Source organism: Halobacillus sp. Cin3 (assembly GCF_947311855.1).
GTDB classification, from domain to species: Bacteria; Bacillota; Bacilli; order Bacillales; family Halobacillaceae; genus Halobacillus; species Halobacillus kuroshimensis.
The window spans coordinates 20450-38120 of the sequence record NZ_CAMZMV010000003.1 but is presented as its reverse complement, the minus strand read 5'-3'; the positions used below and the strand labels follow the sequence as shown (position 1 = coordinate 38120).

The 17671-nt window shown below is 41.6% G+C and carries 17 protein-coding genes; 4 read left to right on the top strand and 13 right to left on the bottom strand.

The window, feature by feature from the left end; translation table 11 throughout:
- Positions 1-344: 344 nt before the first annotated feature.
- The 3 genes from QMA39_RS10965 to QMA39_RS10955 all read left to right on the top strand — a co-directional run bounded on the left by QMA39_RS10965 (position 345) and on the right by QMA39_RS10955 (position 2353).
- Complete coding sequence (locus tag QMA39_RS10965) at positions 345-644, top strand: hypothetical protein (RefSeq protein WP_281658755.1); 300 nt, start codon at positions 345-347, stop codon at positions 642-644.
- Between the two features lie 90 nt (positions 645-734).
- Positions 735-1424, top strand: coding sequence for an ABC transporter permease subunit (locus QMA39_RS10960; RefSeq protein ID WP_281658754.1), 690 nt, complete (start codon positions 735-737; stop codon positions 1422-1424).
- Positions 1424-2353 (top strand): ABC transporter ATP-binding protein, encoded by a 930-nt coding sequence (locus tag QMA39_RS10955; protein ID WP_281658753.1) that lies wholly within the window; start codon positions 1424-1426, stop codon positions 2351-2353. The genes QMA39_RS10960 and QMA39_RS10955 overlap by 1 nt, the downstream gene beginning before the upstream one ends.
- A 133-nt stretch (positions 2354-2486) precedes the next feature.
- Here the strand turns inward: QMA39_RS10955 and QMA39_RS10950 are convergent, their stop codons facing one another.
- From QMA39_RS10950 to QMA39_RS10910, 9 genes are all read right to left on the bottom strand, one after another.
- On the bottom strand, positions 2487-3776 hold the full coding sequence (locus QMA39_RS10950; protein WP_206934818.1) for a TRAP transporter large permease: 1290 nt from the start codon (positions 3774-3776) through the stop codon (positions 2487-2489).
- Complete coding sequence (locus tag QMA39_RS10945; RefSeq protein ID WP_281658752.1) at positions 3773-4249, bottom strand: TRAP transporter small permease subunit; 477 nt, start codon at positions 4247-4249, stop codon at positions 3773-3775. The genes QMA39_RS10950 and QMA39_RS10945 overlap by 4 nt, the downstream gene beginning before the upstream one ends.
- Positions 4250-4319: 70 nt before the next feature.
- The gene (locus tag QMA39_RS10940) at positions 4320-5351 is read right to left on the bottom strand and encodes a TRAP transporter substrate-binding protein (protein WP_281658751.1); all 1032 of its coding nucleotides are present in this window, start codon (positions 5349-5351) and stop codon (positions 4320-4322) included.
- 31 nt (positions 5352-5382) lie between these two features.
- Positions 5383-6039: a bifunctional 4-hydroxy-2-oxoglutarate aldolase/2-dehydro-3-deoxy-phosphogluconate aldolase gene (locus QMA39_RS10935; protein ID WP_281658750.1), complete on the bottom strand. Its 657-nt coding sequence runs from the start codon at positions 6037-6039 to the stop codon at positions 5383-5385.
- Between the two features lie 12 nt (positions 6040-6051).
- Positions 6052-6609, bottom strand: coding sequence for a 6-phospho-3-hexuloisomerase (gene hxlB / locus QMA39_RS10930; RefSeq protein ID WP_281658749.1), 558 nt, complete (start codon positions 6607-6609; stop codon positions 6052-6054).
- Positions 6572-7228: a 3-hexulose-6-phosphate synthase gene (hxlA, locus tag QMA39_RS10925; protein WP_281658748.1), complete on the bottom strand. Its 657-nt coding sequence runs from the start codon at positions 7226-7228 to the stop codon at positions 6572-6574. The genes hxlB and hxlA overlap by 38 nt, the downstream gene beginning before the upstream one ends.
- Before the next feature lie 9 nt (positions 7229-7237).
- A complete protein-coding gene (locus QMA39_RS10920; protein WP_281658747.1) occupies positions 7238-8191 on the bottom strand; it encodes a sugar kinase in 954 nt (317 codons plus the stop codon).
- A 26-nt stretch (positions 8192-8217) separates the two neighbouring features.
- Positions 8218-9219: a substrate-binding domain-containing protein gene (locus QMA39_RS10915; protein ID WP_281658746.1), complete on the bottom strand. Its 1002-nt coding sequence runs from the start codon at positions 9217-9219 to the stop codon at positions 8218-8220.
- A gap of 254 nt (positions 9220-9473) precedes the next feature.
- Entirely contained in the window at positions 9474-9707 is a 234-nt protein-coding gene (locus tag QMA39_RS10910) for a hypothetical protein (RefSeq protein WP_281658980.1), read from the bottom strand.
- Between the two features lie 41 nt (positions 9708-9748).
- Between QMA39_RS10910 and QMA39_RS10905 the strand changes: the two genes are divergently transcribed.
- On the top strand, positions 9749-10177 hold the full coding sequence (locus tag QMA39_RS10905) for a very short patch repair endonuclease (RefSeq protein WP_281658745.1): 429 nt from the start codon (positions 9749-9751) through the stop codon (positions 10175-10177).
- 412 nt (positions 10178-10589) lie between these two features.
- Here QMA39_RS10905 and QMA39_RS10900 read toward each other — a convergent pair whose 3' ends face one another.
- The 4 genes from QMA39_RS10900 to QMA39_RS10885 are packed head-to-tail and all read right to left on the bottom strand — an operon-like array spanning position 10590 to position 17576.
- Entirely contained in the window at positions 10590-12431 is a 1842-nt protein-coding gene (locus QMA39_RS10900) for an AIPR family protein (RefSeq protein WP_281658744.1), read from the bottom strand.
- A 19-nt stretch (positions 12432-12450) separates the two neighbouring features.
- Positions 12451-13467, bottom strand: coding sequence for a PD-(D/E)XK motif protein (locus QMA39_RS10895; protein ID WP_281658743.1), 1017 nt, complete (start codon positions 13465-13467; stop codon positions 12451-12453).
- A 5-nt stretch (positions 13468-13472) separates the two neighbouring features.
- On the bottom strand, positions 13473-16109 hold the full coding sequence (locus QMA39_RS10890) for a Z1 domain-containing protein (protein WP_281658742.1): 2637 nt from the start codon (positions 16107-16109) through the stop codon (positions 13473-13475).
- Entirely contained in the window at positions 16110-17576 is a 1467-nt protein-coding gene (locus QMA39_RS10885; RefSeq protein ID WP_281658741.1) for an ATP-binding protein, read from the bottom strand. It abuts the gene before it with no gap.
- Between the last annotated feature and the right edge of the window lie 95 nt (positions 17577-17671).

Here is a 17671-nt window from a genome sequence, read left to right as displayed (position 1 = left end):
TGATCGGTAAAATACAAAACCATTTTCGCGTTCCCAAAGTCTGGCACATCCGCGACTTCCCTAGACGAGCTGTGTCCAGCTTCAATCACTTCTTCCACAGATTGATGCTGACAACCCGTGAGCAGAATAAATATAAAGGTTGATCATAGGACGTTGGATTTCAAACGTTGATGCCTCCCTGAATCTTATGTATGAAACTCTCCAAACCGTATCATCAAGATTTATAGGCGTGAAGGGGTAACAAAGAAGACTGGGTTCGGAACATTGTAAAGCATTGTTTTATATTGGGAATTTATTGAAACGAAAAAGATGGTCGTCCGTATACGTAGTAAGGAGGCTGAAGGATGTTCATTACAGGTGTAGTTTTGATTCCGATTTTCATCTATTTTCTCGTCATTTTGTTTACGTTTGCGTGGGGAAAAGCAGGAAGAACCGAACAGGGAAAGAAAGTCCTCAACAAGTCGATGGCCACCGCCGCTCCTATTCTGCCGATCGGCTGGCTGCTGCTCGAGAGTTATCACTCCATCATCCAGAGCCTCACCCTGTCTACATACCGCGACACGATGTGGGTGTTGATCATGCTGACGTTCATCGTCGTTGGAGCAAGCATTTTACGTAGGAAAAAGTCCGCTGTTCCTGCGTAATCAAAAGAAAAAGCAGGCGGTCATTTTTACATAAGAAGAGTATTGAAAAGAAATTCTACCCATTGTAGTTAACGAAGGAGATTTGCCCTTATGCTGACCATTAGTCTGAAAGAATTTAAAAACCTATTTCAAAGCATACGTTCCATCATAATCATCTGCATCCTCTTTGGAGTCACCTTAGGAGCCGCCAAACTAGTCAGTAATTTTCAAGGCCAGCTTGATCAACTAGGTTTTGGAAACAATGCTTATGCCACTGGAGCGACTATCATTGTGCTCCTTGCCGGACCGCTTTTCGTTTTAAGCTTATCGCATAATGTAATCAATCAAGAGCTCAGTTCCAGAACAATAAGATTTATAGCTACCAAAACGACGAGGTTTAACTTTGTAACAGGTAAAATGCTGGGCGTTACCCTTTTTTGGATCACCTGCTTACTCATTGCTTTCCTTCTTATCATTCCGTTTTCCAAAGCATTCTTTTTCCTGGAATTCGCTCAAACCTTTATTTTCATCTTATATTACGTCGGTCTGTCGATTCTGTTATCGACGCTGATTCCTAAACCGTCCTTAACCATGTTTATAGGGGTTAGCAGTGCTGTCGCTTTTACTGTGCTGGGGTTCTGGAGCATGGCATCCGATAACATTTTTCTAAAAATATTCAGCTTTATTACTCCTTATTTCTACTATAGTCATGCAGAGGCGTATATGGCGTTTCCTGTCCTTTTGTTCCCGATTATATTTCTAGCTATCAGCCTATTTGTTTTTAAGAGGAGAGATTTGTAATGTACGCGGTTGAAACCTACCAGTTGTCGAAAGTCTATGGAGATAAAAAAGTCGTAAATGAAATCAACTTACAGGTGAAAAAGGGAAGTATCTTCGGTTTTTTAGGTAAAAACGGAGCCGGTAAATCTACTTTTATTAATATGATAACCGGATTAACCAACCCTACTTCAGGTTCTTATACTCTCCTGCCAGACCAAGGGTCCAGTGCAGATAAATTACGCAGCAGGATCGGGGTATTACCTGACTACTCTACGTTTTACGATGATTTAACAGCCCTGGGACACTTGAAATACTTCAGCAGAATATTAGGACTGAAGGTAAGCAAAAGCCACATGGAAGACTTATTAAAAAAAGTGGGACTGGAGGATGCAATCAACCAAAAAGCGAAAAAATTCTCATTCGGTATGAAAAAGAAGCTCGGTCTTGCGCAGGCTTTAATCAATGAACCCGACCTGCTTTTTTTAGATGAGCCGACTTCAGGTGTCGATGCGAACGCCATTCTGAATATCCACGAAATCATTCAAGATATTGCGGCCCAGGGAACCACCATCTTTCTAACCTCCCATAATCTCGATGAGGTAGAAAAGTTATGTGATGAAATCGCGATTATGGATCAAGGAACGATAAAAACTCAGGGAACTATGGCACAGTTAAGGCACGATTATCAAAGTAACATCACGGTCCATATCAAACATAGTGAAATACAGGCTGATGTGGAAACATCTCTCATCCAAGAGCTTAAAACCTATGGTTCAGATGTTGAAGTATCCAGTAAACATACGGACCTTGTTGTATCAAGTGAGCAGACCATTGCTGCTATCAACAGGCTTTACTTAAAAAAGGATATTGATATATTCAGAATACAAGTTAATGAACCTACATTGGAAGAAATATTCTTAAGCACAGGTGAAAATAAACAAAGTGCTTAATTTTCCGCCAGAAGACCGGCCGATGTGTGACGCCTTCAGGGCCGGCATCCAATGATAAACAAAACGTGATATCCCATCAAAGATAGACATTTGTCCATAAAAAAGAGGTGGAGAATATTCTCCACCTCTTCATTCAAAACATCCCCGGGTTAATCATTTCCGGAATATAGAACGCGACACTCGGAATAAATGCGACGACGAGCAGGACAATGACGACGACCGTAATATACGGTACGACAGCCTTAAACGACCGTTCAATCGGCAGTTTTCCGATTTTCGCTGCCAACAGCAGACACAGCCCATACGGTGGTGTCACCAGGCCGACGGCGAGCGTCATAATCGTTATGATTCCTAGCAGAACAGGGCTGATATCAAACGTCAGCGCCACTGGAAGCACAACAGGGATGAACAGGATCATCGCTGGTATCGCATCCATGAACGTACCGACGAACAGGAAGAAAGCGATGATGATCAGCAGGAAGACCCACTTGCTGTCGATGTTATTGGCAAAGAACTGCTCGGCCCACATGGACAACTGGTAGTAGCTCATCAATTCTCCGAGGGCGTTGGCAGCCGCCAGAGCGAACAGGGACAAGGAACTCAATGTGAGCGTATCGACTAAGATTTTCGGGAAGTCCTTCAGCTTCAACGTCTTATAATAGAACATCCCGACGATGACCGTATAGATAGATGCGAACGCAGCCGCTTCGGTCGCTGTGAAAATCCCAGTGATGATTCCGCCAATCAGGATAACCGGCGTCATCAGTGCAGGAATAGCGTCGAGAAACTGTTTCATGAAGTTGGACATCGATGCTTTCTGATACGTCGGATACCCGCGTTTCAGCGCCAGTATGTAGACGATGACCATCATGCTGATTCCGATGAGCACGCCTGGAATGATCCCGACAAGGAACAAAGCTCCGACCGACACGTTCGTCAGCCCTGCATAAATGATCATCGGAATACTTGGCGGGATGATGACTCCGATTGTTGAGGAGGCAGCGGTCACACCGACTGCGGTGCCTGTGTCATACCCCTGCTTTTTCATATTCGGAATCAAAATTTTTCCGACACCCGCGGTATCCGCCTGGGACGCTCCGGATACACCGGCGAACAGCATCGATACTAGAATATTGGCGTGGGCAAGCCCTCCGCGGATGTGACCGACCATCGACAGCGAAAAGTCGATGAGCTTCTGCGAGATCTGGCCGCTGTTCATCAAGTTGGCGGCGAGAATGAACAATGGTACCGCCAACAGCACGAAGGAATCGAGTCCGTTCAGCATTTTGACAGGGACGGTGACTTCAGGAATGTAAGGCACGTTGATGATCCCGGTCATGGCAACGATTCCGATAACAAAGGCGATCGGAATGCCGATGATCATCAACAGGACGAACAATAAGACTAAGATAGGACCGATCATTCTACCACCTCCTCGGTGCTGAAGTTTTTCACGTTACGGATGATATGGGCGAGGGTGTAGATGGCCATCGTACCACCCATGATCGGAACAGAAATCCAGACGTAGCCCATTTTCACCTGTGGAAGGGAGACCCAGTTGTAGTTCCAGAAGTTCTGGCACGCTTCGATGCCGTAATAGAAAATCGCAATACTGAATACGAGAAGAATGAGATCATTAAGCAGATAAAGGCTGTTTTTCCCCTTTCCTTTCAGCTTCTTCAACAGGAAGTCGAATTGGAAATGCTCTCTTCTGTTCAACATGACAGCTGCTCCCATAAAGACGGACCAAATGAATGAATACGTGGCGACTTCTTCTGTCCAGACAGCGGAAACTCCCATGAACCGGGTGGCTACCTGGATGATGATGGTGACGAAAAAGGTGATCAGAAACAGAACGCCGACGGTCAGCTGAATTCTTTCTAACCATTTAATCAATATCAAAACCTCCTTGGTTCAAAGAAGATAAAAGGAAAGGGCACAGCGACCGTGCCCGGGCTTTCCTTCTTTACTTCATTTCTCTGATTTTCTTTAAAAGATCGGTCACGCCGATTTCCTCTGCACGTGTATCCTGGATCGGTTCAGCAAGCTCCATGAACGGCTCGCGGTCGATTTCGTTCACTTCTGCTCCGTCATCAATCGCCTGCTGTTTGTATGCTTCTTCCTGCTCATTCACCTCGGCACGTTCTTTTTCTACAGACGCCTCGGCGGCATCCATGATCGCCTGCTTCTGCTCGTCACTATAGTTCTCGAACTTCTTGCCGTTGATCAAAAGAAAACGTGTCGTATAGTCGTGGCCGGTTTCTGTGATGTATTTGCCGTTATCTGTTTTGTGATGGTTCTGCTGAACGAAGTATGGATAGGAGTTTTCCGCTGCATCGACAACCCCCTGCTGGAGACCTTGATACAATTCACCCCAGGCGACAGATGTCGGAACAGCACCGGTTTCTTCCCAGTAGTTCGCAACAGCCCCGGACGTCTGTGTGCGGTATTTCATTCCTTCCAGATCAGCCATGGATTCTAGCGGTTTTTTGCCGTAGTAGTGACGGACACCTGCGGACCAGTAACCGAGCAGTTTGAAGTCGTTGTTGGATTTCTCATTGATCGTCTCGGCCATCGTTTCACCGACTTCCCCGTCCACGACACTTTCCCAGTGATCATAGTTTTCGAAAACATATGGAATGGCGAAAAGATCGATTTCCTCAATGCCCGTCTTGGACATGAAGCCTGGAGATACGAGCACGACATCAGCTGCACCGAGCTTCAATTTTTCCACGAGTTCCGATTCACTCGTTCCGAGGGTTCCGGCGTGAACTTCCACTTCGATGTTGGCGTCCGCGCTTTCAGCCGTTTCCTTAAAGGCTTCCATTCCTACTTGATACGGGTTCTCCGGAGACGTCTGGTTGTGGGCGGCGACGATTTTCAGCTTGTCCCCGTCACCCGTCTCTCCGCTCGCTTCCTCCTCGCCACCACTGCATCCCGCTAAAACGAATACCCCGGCGAACAACATGAACAACAATAGAGATAAGGTTTTTTTCACTTTTTACGTCCTCCTTATTAGTTGAATCCGCTTACACATGAAGCGGCAATTGCTCGTGAAACTGCTGGGCACGATCCACATACATTTCCGCTTTTTCCTGAAGTGCCTGATAATCGCTGTCGGTCTTCAGTGCAGAAGCTTTCACAAGCTGGCTTCCGATGCCGACGATTTCGGCTCCATTGACGAAATACTCTTCCATATTATCAAGATGGATGCCGCCGGTCGCCATGATGGACACTTGCGGGAGCGGTCCGAGCACATTTTTGATATAGGAAGGACCGACTGTACCGGCGGGGAAAATTTTTACCGTTCCCGCTCCTGCTTCCAGTGCGGTCTGAATTTCCGTCGGTGTCAAAACGCCCGGGATGCACGGCAGCCCGTAGCGGTGGACGAGCTCGATGGTTTTCACATTCAGTGTTGGAGCAACGACAAAGGCCGCACCGGCTGCAATCATTTCTCTCGCTGTCTCCGGATCAAGCACCGTGCCTGCCCCAACGAGCAGCTTCCCTTCAAAAGCCTCGGCGGTTTTACGGATGAGTTTCGCCGCATCCTTCGTTTCTGCGGTGATTTCAATCGCCTGGATACCGCCGTTGACGAGAGCTTCAGCAATCTTCAGGATATTCGTTTCATCTGCCTGGCGGATGACCGGGATGACACGGGCCTGCTTCAAACGTTCTGCTGTATTCATTGGCTTTCCCTCCTATTCCAAATTCGCATGGCGTGCCGTCATTTGTTCGTTGGAATCTTCCTGATCCGATACCGCCTGAATGATCACGGCATCCAGCAACAGGTGCACCGATTGATCGAACTGGTTGCCGAGCGGCTGAATGGTTGCCGGTTCATCCGGAAGCCGTTTTTTCGTAGCTGCCGGGATGACGAGCATTGAGTCACTGAGCTCAGCGATGGGGGACGTTGGATTGGTTGTCACGGCGGCAATGGCTGCTCCTGCTTCCTTCGCTTTTTCGGCGAAGGATTTCAAGGATCCGGTCGTTCCAGATCCGGAAATGACGACAAGCAGGTCATCTGCTTCGATGTTCGGTGTAATCGTTTCTCCGGTAACGTAGACGTTATAGCTGGCGTGCATGAGACGCATCGCGAAGGCTTTGCCCATCAACCCGGACCGCCCTTCGCCGGAAACGAAAATCCGCTTCGCTTTCTTCAGCTGATCCGCCAGGTTTCCGGCCTGGGATTCATCTACATTGGCCAGCACTTCCTGGATTTCACCGCTGACTGTACTGATGGTGGTTTTCATAGTCATTCATGGCTCCTTTCAGGGACTCCGCCGCTTTTTTCGTGTTGGACTGTTTCGTAATCGCACTTCCGACAATGATCGTATCCGGCCCCTCCTTCAAAATTCCGGGAAGAGAATCGGCGTTAATCCCACCGGCGACCGCGACTTCCAAATCGGGGTGTTCCTTTACGAGCGAAAACAGATCCTCTTTTTTCATATCACCAGTCTGCTGCATGTCTTTACCGAAGTGGAGGCTGACTAAATCGACACCTAGTCCGGTCAGCTCCTCGATCCGTCCCGGGTCGGTGACGCCAAGCAGATCAATCATGATTCTGCCTCCTGTTTCTTCCGCCACCTTCAGCGTATCGACGATCGTCTGATCGGCGGAAAACGCCATGACTGTCGTCATGTCAGCACCGGCGCGGAACGCCTGGGCAGCTTCATGCTTTCCTGCGTCACACGTCTTCATATCTGCGACGAGCGTTTTATCCGGGTATCTGTCTTTGATCTCACGAACGACCGCCATCCCGTATTCCTTGATGACCCCTGTTCCAACTTCGATCCAGTCGATAGTTGAAGCGGTTTCACCAAGAATGTGAAAGCATTCTTCCCTTGTCAGGCGGTCGAGGGCCAGCTGCAGGTTCATCTTCTCACCTCATCTTTCGACTAATTCCCGTTCACCTAATTGAACAAGGACATCTTCCAGTTCCGGTAGTCCTTCATTATCTCCGTACACACTGACGACCATCGATCCAATCGTGTTGGCGAACTGCAGCGTCCGCTTCAACGACCAGCCGTGCAGGACGCCGTAGATGAAGCCGGCATCAAACCCGTCGCCCGCACCAACCGTATCGATAACCTTTTTCGGAGGGACCGCAGCCAGCCGCAGTGACTTCCCGTCTATCGAAGCGAAAGCCCCTTCACTCCCCTGCTTGATCGCAACCGTTGAAATGCCGTAACGCTGGCACGCGGCAACGATCTCTTCCTCACGCTCCACACCAAGCAGCAGTTCCGCTTCCTCTACGCCCGTCAGCATAATATCGACGTAAGGCAGCAGCTGTGTCAGCGCTTCTCTCGCTTCCTCACGGCTCCACAGTTTGAAACGGATATTCGGATCGAAGGAAATGAGAGCGCCGTGATCTTTGGCGACGGTCACCGCCCGTTTCAACAGCGGAATGTTTTTCTCCGGCTCAATGGCCGCAAACACGCCGGTAATATGTAACACCTTTGTCCTGCGGAGGGCTTCAATGTCGAGCGTCTGCTCAGTCAGTGTCTTCGTCGGGGAGTTCTGCCTGTAATAAAACGTGCTCCCACTGCCATCCTCCTTGATTTCCTTAAAGTTCAAGGACGTTGGATAGCCGTCCATCAGCTTGACCGCTGAGATATCAATACCTTCCCCACGGGCCGTATTGCGGATGTACCGGCCGAACTCGTCATTTCCCAGGCGGCTGATCCACCCCGTTTTCAAACCAAGGCGGGCACAGCCGATGGCGACATTGAATTCCGCCCCTCCTGCTTTTCGTTCGAATGTATGCACATGCCGCAGCGGGCCGTTCTTCGATGGATCGAAGGTGATCATCGCATCCCCGATCGTCATCACGTCGTTCATGTCCATTCCTCCTCCCTGTAGACTCATTAGACGGAATCCCGAACCATCAGCTTCGGCTCGAAGCGGTAGAACGGACTCATCTGTTTATCCTTCTTATCGATCTTATCCAGCAGAAGCTCTGCGCCCATGCGTCCCATTTTGAACGTTGGCTGGGCGACCGTTGTAATCGACGGCGTATAGAAGCTTGCGAACGATACGTCATCAATGCCAATGATGGCGAGATCCTCCGGCACGCGTAGACCTTTGTGCTTCACATATTTCAATACTTCGATCAGCACGAGATCGTTTCCGGCAAGAATCGCTTCCGGCGGCTGTTCTACCTGAAGGAGCTTCTCCAGCGCCTCCTGCATCTCATCCTGATCGGCGCTGACGATGTATTCATCCTCAACGGCCAGACCGTTTTTGCGGAGGGCGCTTCTATATCCTTCAATCCGCTCCATCCTCGGCGTGACATGATTGAAAATCGATGTCGTCATCAGGCTGATCCGCTCGTACCCCTTCTCAGCGAAGTGGTCGACCGCAAGCTCTGCCGCTCTTTCGTTATCCAGCATAACGGCGGTCACCGGCATCTCCTCCACCTTCCTGTCCAAAAAGACGACCGGATAGGACGCGTCCAACATCTGCTGGTACAAGTCGCGGTTATCTCCGGTAGGGAAAATGATGAGCCCGTCCACCTGCTTGGCCCGGAGCATTTCGATGTAGTGCTTCTCCTTCACCGGATCATCATCCGCATTACAGATGATCGTGTGAAAATCTGCGCCGTGGCAGGCGTCTTCAATCGCCCTCGTCACTTCTGTCGTGAAGTTGTGCAGGATGTTCGCCACAATGACGCCGATCGTCTTCGTCGACTTCTGCTTCAAACTCCGTGCGACGAAGTTCGGCTGATAGCCAAGCTCCTCAATGGCCTCCTGGATGCGTTTCTTCGTTTTTTCTCCCATATAGTCATAGCGTTTATTCAAGTACTGCGAAACGGTGCTTTTAGATACTTCTGCTTGTTTCGCAACGTCTGCGATGGTTATCTTTTTCATTGGAATCTCCACATTTCTTTATTACTAAATCGGTTTAGTAAATCGATTTAGTTGTATTATAGATTTTGTGTAAGCGTTTTACAAGGGGTTTGTGAATATTTATCTAAATTTATAGAAAATTAGAGTTGTCACCTTACAAATAGTGGATAAAAACACAGTATGAACGACTTTAATTTAGGATATATGGAAAAAAGAGGGTATTAAGATAAAAAGGAAAAGCATCCCCTGCTTCCCCCTTCCAAAAATAAAGTCCATCATCTACGTCCAATTTCAACTCTATCGCTTACCCGTTCATAACCCATAAACCGGCTGTCATCCGGAGAAACCCCGGCCAATCCATAGACTCCCACGAACTGGTAGCGGTGAAAACCGAGGTTGTCCTTATACTTCGCAAACACCGCCCTGTTCCTGACCGGGTTCTTTCGATTAATTTTAAAATAGGTATCTGACTCACAGGTCTCCTGTTTAAATCTTACAGGTGCACGGATATAAACAGAATAAACACTTTAATAGCGAAAAGGGGATCAAGATGGATAACCTTACTAAAGAACAGCGCCGGAAAAACATGAAAAATATCACAAGCAGATCTAAAGTCGAAGATAGAGTATCTCAAGAATTATGGAGGCGAGGATACCGGTTTAGGAAGAACAACAGGAAACTATTTGGTAAGCCTGATATCTCTATAAAAAAATACAAAGTTGTCATATTTATTGATTCGTGTTTTTGGCATGTATGTCCGGAGCACAGTAATATACCAGCTACAAACCCAGACTTTTGGGAAAAGAAATTAAAAAGGAATATCGAACGTGATAAAGAAGTAAATGAACACTATATGGATAAAGGGTGGAATATCTTGAGGATATGGGAACACGACTTAAAGAAAAAAGTGTTTATTCCTACTATTGATCACGTTCAAAAGTTTATAGAAAAAAGTAAAAGTAAAGAGGGCAGTATATAACTGCCCTCTAAGAGTCAAGCGGATCTTCACGAGTAAATCCTTGTCGATTCTTGATTTGATGTCTATTTTAAAATGCCTTTGAGATATCCTACTATGATATTAGCGGGATAAAGATAATCCTGATACTTACACCGTATATTTTCTTGAAAGGCTTTCCTGTATGATCAGAAACAATTTTACGTATTCAAGATCATCTCCAAGCTGATTTAATGAACACTAAATCTCTACTTACAGGGGTGAGATGCCAATTTTAGAGAGAAACTGTTTTTTTACACCTTAAGAATATTTTTAAGAATTACTAGTTGAGAGCTTTTATTCTTGTCTATATTCACCTTTCTGTAGAACTATAAATCATGGCAGAGAGTCCAACAAGTCTCAATTTGCTTTGTGAAGAAATATTCTAGTTCAGTTATTAGACCAGATTTTTTATATCATTTAAATTACTTCTTTTCAGCTGCTCCCAGCACTCTTCTTTTTTAGCCCACTGAGTTATGTTCTGCTCCCCAGCTGATTCCTTAAGAAAATTTAATACTTTATTAGCTATAGTATATATCAATTCATCCCAAGCTTCTGAAATGCCTTGCTCTTCCCAGACTTTCAACAAGTCAATTTTATGACTATATAGATATTTTAACAAAGCTACAGTATAGTATATTACATTAGCCTTATAACCTTTTAATTTCATCTCGTTTACTTTTTCTTTAACATAAATGTTGATAATACTTCTAGATATTAATTTTTTATAAACAATTAAATCCAGTTCCTGAAGGGGGATTATTTGGTTCTTTTCATCTTTTTGATGTTTCCAGTACATCTTATTTTCATCCATGAATTTTTTGAAAGCCATTTCTCCTCCCTTACTAGAAATATGAGGATACCCTTCCCAAGATATATAATACTTTGCCAATTCTACTTTCGTTAGAACCTTTTCTTTAGGATATGTTTTTTTAAAATCTTTTTGCTCTTTACCCTTATTCCTTCTGTTCACATCCACCATATATTGCCCTCTAGCTCTTTCAAAATACCATTTATTCTCTGACTTTCGTAAGTCTCTTGTCGGGATCCATACATCTCTAGAGTATTTCTCAATATCAGATAAAAATCTTGTATTTGCCATTAAATCTGACTTATTAATTTTATTTTGCGTATTAGAATATTGCGAGATATTGGAGATCATTTGGTCTGCTAATAAATGTTGATCTTTTTCTTCAGTAGACTCCACATGAATAACTGTTAACTTGGTTTGTATATATACATCACTTAAATCAACACCACTTTTATATGCTTGATATATTGAAGCGGTTGTCTGACCTCCATTAACAATTTGCCACCCCTCAAGACCATTTATATAATATAAATTAATACCATCTCCAACATGTTGAATATCACCCGAATGTGCAATACACGATATCCCATTATTATATGCAACAAATATTTGTTTTTGTTCAGGGTCTTTCAGGGTGTCTCTAATCCCTTTGTTTGTTCCTCCTCTCGCTTGGAGAAAAGACCTGACATTTCTTTCTACTAGCTTTGGCCCCCATACTTCATAGGCTTTTGCTAACATTTCTGCGGACATGAAACCAATATAGCAGCTAAACTCTCCTTTAAAATTTTCTTTGCTAGATTGAGGTACATACATCATTTCTATACTCATACCAAAATCCTTTGCAAAATCAATGTAAAAGGACTGTCCTCCCTGTTCAGCATCTACAATTTGTTGTACCCTTTCGACATCCCAAACATTAACATTAGTAGTGTCAATGTAAGGAGTAGACAAGTCTATTAGTTTATTAGATTCATATATCAGGTTAGTAACCACTATAATATTAACTTCTTCAATATGTTCATTTACTATCAATTTTGCAAGATCGTAAGCCTCTAATGATTTATCAATTATATCCAATAAATTCTTGGAGTTAGTGACAAACCTTTTAGCTTTATTTGCAACTTCCTTAAAATATGTCATTGATGCACTTTGTTGCCAATTAGATTGCTCTCCTTGATCGAAATCATAATCTACTACATAAAGTGTTAAATTTTGCTGCTCTTCATCGTAGGAGTATGCATTTAACAAGATATTCTTATTAGAATTGGTGTATGGAGGTATTAACACCTCTGGTTCATCTTCAGGGTCAATGTATTCAAGCATCATTTCTAAGAATGAACTTTGATAACTACCAGATTTTTCGGCATTACTTTCAACATTTTCTAATAATTCTTGTATGAAGCTGTTTTGAAGTTTACTTTTTATCATGTCTGTCCCCCTAACTAAATTAATATAGTTTATAAACTTCTTCTTTGTCAGATTGAAAACTCTCACAATGTGTTAAATCGATATTATATTTCACATGGGATATCCCTTTAGGTAACATTTCTTGAGAGAGTTTGGGGAAATCTTCATTGACTTTATAAACTTCTTCTTTATCTAAATAAAAATAAGGTTCTGTATAGTCATCTTCATTAAATCCAATATCCGTCAAACGATCATTAAATATCAATGCAATCCTTTGAGACTTTCTTTCAATTTTTAGTCTAATTCTGTTTACTAAGTCCTTAAGGGAAGTGCCGTGAGTCTTACTCTTTTCTACAAAAAACACATTTAAGTATAAATTCTCAATATCATTAGTTTTTTTCAGCTGTAATTCGTTTGAAATTTTCACTGATTTTGTCAATTTATCTTGTGTAGTTTTAATCTCAATCCCACTTTTTGAATTTTTAAAGTCCACTCTTCCGCTTGTAGGGCCATCCCAGTCATTTATCACAAGCGGTGGAAGATTAGGGTTTCTTTCTATCCAATTCTCAATGTAGGATAACTCCCCGAAAAGTCCTTTTTGCTGATCATCATTTAACTTCTTATAACCACCTTTTTGAAAGAAATGTTTCCACCTGTCCAATACTTTGTATAAAATCAAAAATAGCGATTCCTCTCCATCTTTACTTCTGATATGGTCGATAATATTCTGTAGTACTACTTCAAATATTTCAGTGCTCTCAACTTCCTCTTGCCTAATAATAATTAAGTTTCTTTCTTTTAAAAAGCCTATTTTTTCAAAGTACTCCATCCCAATGGTCATACCCCTCCATTTAGGTAATAGGCCCAATTGACTCTCATCCCAGGGTTCTGGTCCAATATCTATATATAATTGTCTATAATCATTTACAGGATCAATTCCCGCTAGCATAATTGGAGGTGTAGAGCTTATAAACTTGAGTTTATAATGTGAATTGTCATTTTCATCTTCATTAATAATTTTTTCATATTCTTCTTTTATATTCACTCTACTTTTCATTTATATCACCTTACAGTTTTATTAGTTTGGTAGACCTCAGATACTTCAATGTCAGAATTCGGGAATGATACAGCAACACCTATAGGAACTAAGTCCTCACTAAATGTACATTTGCTCTTAGAGAAGGTAGCAGCTCCTGGATGAAGAGGGTAAATTAGTAACATACCGTATTCTTTAGGCCGCAGTTTTCTCAATTCCCCCTTACTACTAATACCTTTCTGCTTAAGATAATCTATATCTACAAATTCTTGTTTTGATGCTACTATAGCTCCCACATCAAGCTTCTCTACTCCTTTATCACTCGTTCCACGTCGAACTGCCGAATCCAGATTTATACTTCCTAGCTTAACTGGAAATGTTTTTAAATCACCTGTGCTTTGAGGTAAACCTTCAACAATTGCCACAGTCCAATTAACTAGTTCATCATATTTATTAGCTAAGTTAATATAATTTAAAATTTTATCTGAATTTACTTTGTTAGCATTTTTATCCGTTTTATAGTCATTTAAAAATTCTTTTATCTCTTTCACATCAATATCTTCAGCTATATAGTATTTCACTTTACCCGTACCATGGCTTTGCTTCTTTATTGAACCATGAATATTATTAATTAAGTTAGTAGTTGCTTTCATATTACCTTCAAAAAAAGACATTCTATCTTCAAAAATCCGTGTTTGTTGCAATGTCCCACCGTACAATATGTTAGTGACAATAGCATTTCTCATCTTCAATGGATTTGTTAGTGTCATAGTAGGATGGGCTAGCATCTTGACTGCATAATCCATTGGTGTATTGTGGTTTGGATCCATCTTGTCAAACTCTTTTCTTAATTCAACCATTGCGTAAGCTAAATGTTCGAAGTTAAATGCAATTTCCTCTGTAGTGTATATTCTACATAAATCTATATACCCTTCCCTAAATCCAAACCACCGACCCATTTGCATTAAAGTATCATACATTAAAGTATTCCTGGCATAATAGGTTATACTTAACCCTTCTAAAGTAAGTCCTCTAGAGAGTTTATCTCCGCCAATTGCGATAACATTTAAACCATTTTCTTTATACTCGTCATAATCTAGCGCATCTTTGCTATTCCCGTTTATCTCAACAATCTGAATAGTAGTCAAAATTTGTTTCACTTCTGAAAAGACTAATTGCCAGCTGAATTGAGTTGAATTTTCAGACCATCTTAAGCTGGTCTTTAACAAATCTGCATTATACAAATGCTCTAACCGTTGTATTAGTTTACTTGTAGGATTATATAGTATTTGATTTGTAATAGCTTCATACGCTCGGCTCACTTCATCTTTAATATTAGACTGCACATCTTTAAACCTGGATGTATGTATAAGCATTGAATTGTGCTCATTCTTCTGCCCGCGCAGCTTTCTAACTGCTATATTCAAAAGAAATGCCAGCATCGCTTCTTCCATTTGAGGTGGTACTTCTTCAAACTTGTTAGCATCATTTTTACTTTTTATACCTTTTATAACATCAACATCAAGCGATTCTAATATTCTTATCAAACTTGGCTTTTTATAGTCAGCATCCTCATAAACATTAAAATACTCTTCTGGACCACAATACCCTTTTGGCTTTGGTAGTCCTATTAAAAAATCTTTAGGATATAAATCCTTTCCTTCTGCGCTAGTTTCTGCACTAGTATTTATTAGAAGGTTGGCGAAAGGCGTGGCAGTATAGCCAACATAACTTTTCTGTTTAAAAACCTCTAAAATTTGTCTAACTAGCTTATTAATTTTTTTAGGATCCTCATCTTTTTTGGGGTTTGATGTATCTACAGATGCTTGATCAGCTTCATCATCTATTACAAGCAAAGGGACTTCTAAATTAAACAGATTTTTATGGTTTATAAGTATGTCCCTTAATGACTCTAGAACTGTTCCATTTTTTTTAGTTACAATTAGTGTAGGGCGGTCTAAATTGTTTAAACCACTAGTTGCAGTACTTATATCTTTTTCTGTTGTAGTCCAAGTAGAAATGATGTGCTTTGGCCCATTCTCTGCTATTTTAGAAACTCCAACTTTCTTATATTCTTCATCGTCCTTATATCCAACAACCTCTTTATTAAGTCTAAGTTGTGTTTGAGACCTTAAATCGTTGTGAATACCTGACAAGACAATTATCAGTTTATAACCTACGTCATAAGCCTTATTAATTAACCCTGTGAAGTTAGCTGTTTTTCCTGATTGTACATACCCTAAAACCAACCCTCTTTTATCGAAGGGCTCAGGGCTCTTAGGGTTCCCTAGAGCTGATAATATGTCGTTTGTAGATGTGTGAATGGAGTCTATAGCCGTAGTATCCCATTGTTTTTCTCTTGAAAGATACTCTCTATACCTAGACCAGTAAAAAGCATCTTTCAACTTGGATGCCGAAAACCAATTTTTATCATTTTCCCCTTTTAATATAGTTGCTCTAGGAACCTCAACCCCAATGTTATAGTCAATATACATTTTCGTAGTCCACTCATTAATTACGTCATCTGACAAATTATGGTCTTTAATTGCTATATTAGCTATCTCTAAAGCTTTTTCAGCAGCTAAATTATCTGAATTAAGAAAATCTCTGAAATTATAATAATTATTAGAAAAAGTTCTTTCAAATAATGATTTTATATCCATTTACAAATCCATCTCCTCTATAATTCTCTCCAAAGTAACACGATTAATGCCATCGAAAGCCGGTTGGGTTATTAACGCATTTACAATACTTTCTTTATCTTCTACTACCCCTATATTTATAAGTGTTTTTGTAAACTGATATATAAGGTTACGATCGGAGTCAGATATTTCTTGTATCTTTTCTTCCTCTATTTTTGGTGTCTGCATCATATTACTCGGCGACCCTAATTGAACAAACTTTAAGTAAATATTCAAGAGTTTTACTGCTTCCTGGTCCAATCCTTCAAATAATTTCAATAACATAGGGTGATTGCGATTAAGAATGAATTGAGGACCTTTATCTAAATTGGATTGTTCCCATGTATTTAAACTGCCTTTAACTGAACTTTTCCCGCCCAAATTTTGTGCTCTGAAATAGAAAACATCTCTTGAAATTCTTCTAGTTAATTTGGATATAGATTCTAATCTTTTTCTTGCATGATCAGGAGGAGAAATTGCAGATTTTTTTATGTCTACTTGCCAATCGAGATCAGCAGTATTTGGTATATCTACTCTTATTCTTGCAAGTTGAGATGAGGAGTCTTTATTAAACATCCCCAACCAGTCCCCATAATACAGAAGTCTATTTTCTCTATAAATATAGATACCTTGCTGGTCATACCACCCTTTATTCCCACCAGCTGTTTTGTACTCCTGTTTATTTAGTTTTGAAGCATGTGGAAGAATGAAATATTTTACTTTCATTCTATAATTATCAAATTTAATTTCTTGCTCTTCTCCTTCTAATGTAGCCATATGTTCACTAAAGAATGGGTCCCATGGTTGAAGGGGGGTTTCATTAATAGTTAAAATCCCAGGATTTTCTTCAATAAACGAATGAAAAATAAATTCTAAGTGTTGTTGAATTCGATTGACTTTAGAATAAAAACTTGATTGCTTTATTGGTTTTTTGCCACCAAAACCCATAAATTTGTCCAATTTATCAATATGTACAATTGTTCCGCTCTCCCCATCAATCTCTCCTATAGACCTTTTTACCTCTTCAGGAATATAAGTGAACATCTCCCATTCATTAGAGTCAAGTACGTGATCCAAATCCCAGCACCGTTCTGAATAAATTCCATTTTTTTTCGTTAATACACATACTCTCTTCCCCATCGAAAAGGAAGCAGTTTTCAAGCCCATCCCAAAACGTCCTAGCTCTTTTGGCTTTCTTATAGCCCTAGGATCTTGAGAACCGATTTGCATAGCACAATGCAGCTCTTCTCCGGTCATACCTACTCCATTATCTGAGATTTTGATAGTTCCGTCATTCTCATTATATTTAAATTGAATATTAATTTCTGTAGCTTTTGCATCAAAACTATTATCTATAATATCTGCTATAGCAGTCTTAGAATTATATCCCAAAGACCTTAAAGCTTGTATTACAGGAACCGCTGATGGTTGTGCAACTATAGTATTCAAACTATCTCCCCATTCATGTAACAACTTTACTAAATTATAACAAAAATATTAATTACTATGATACTTATATATCTCCACTCAAAGTAAAGAGAGTA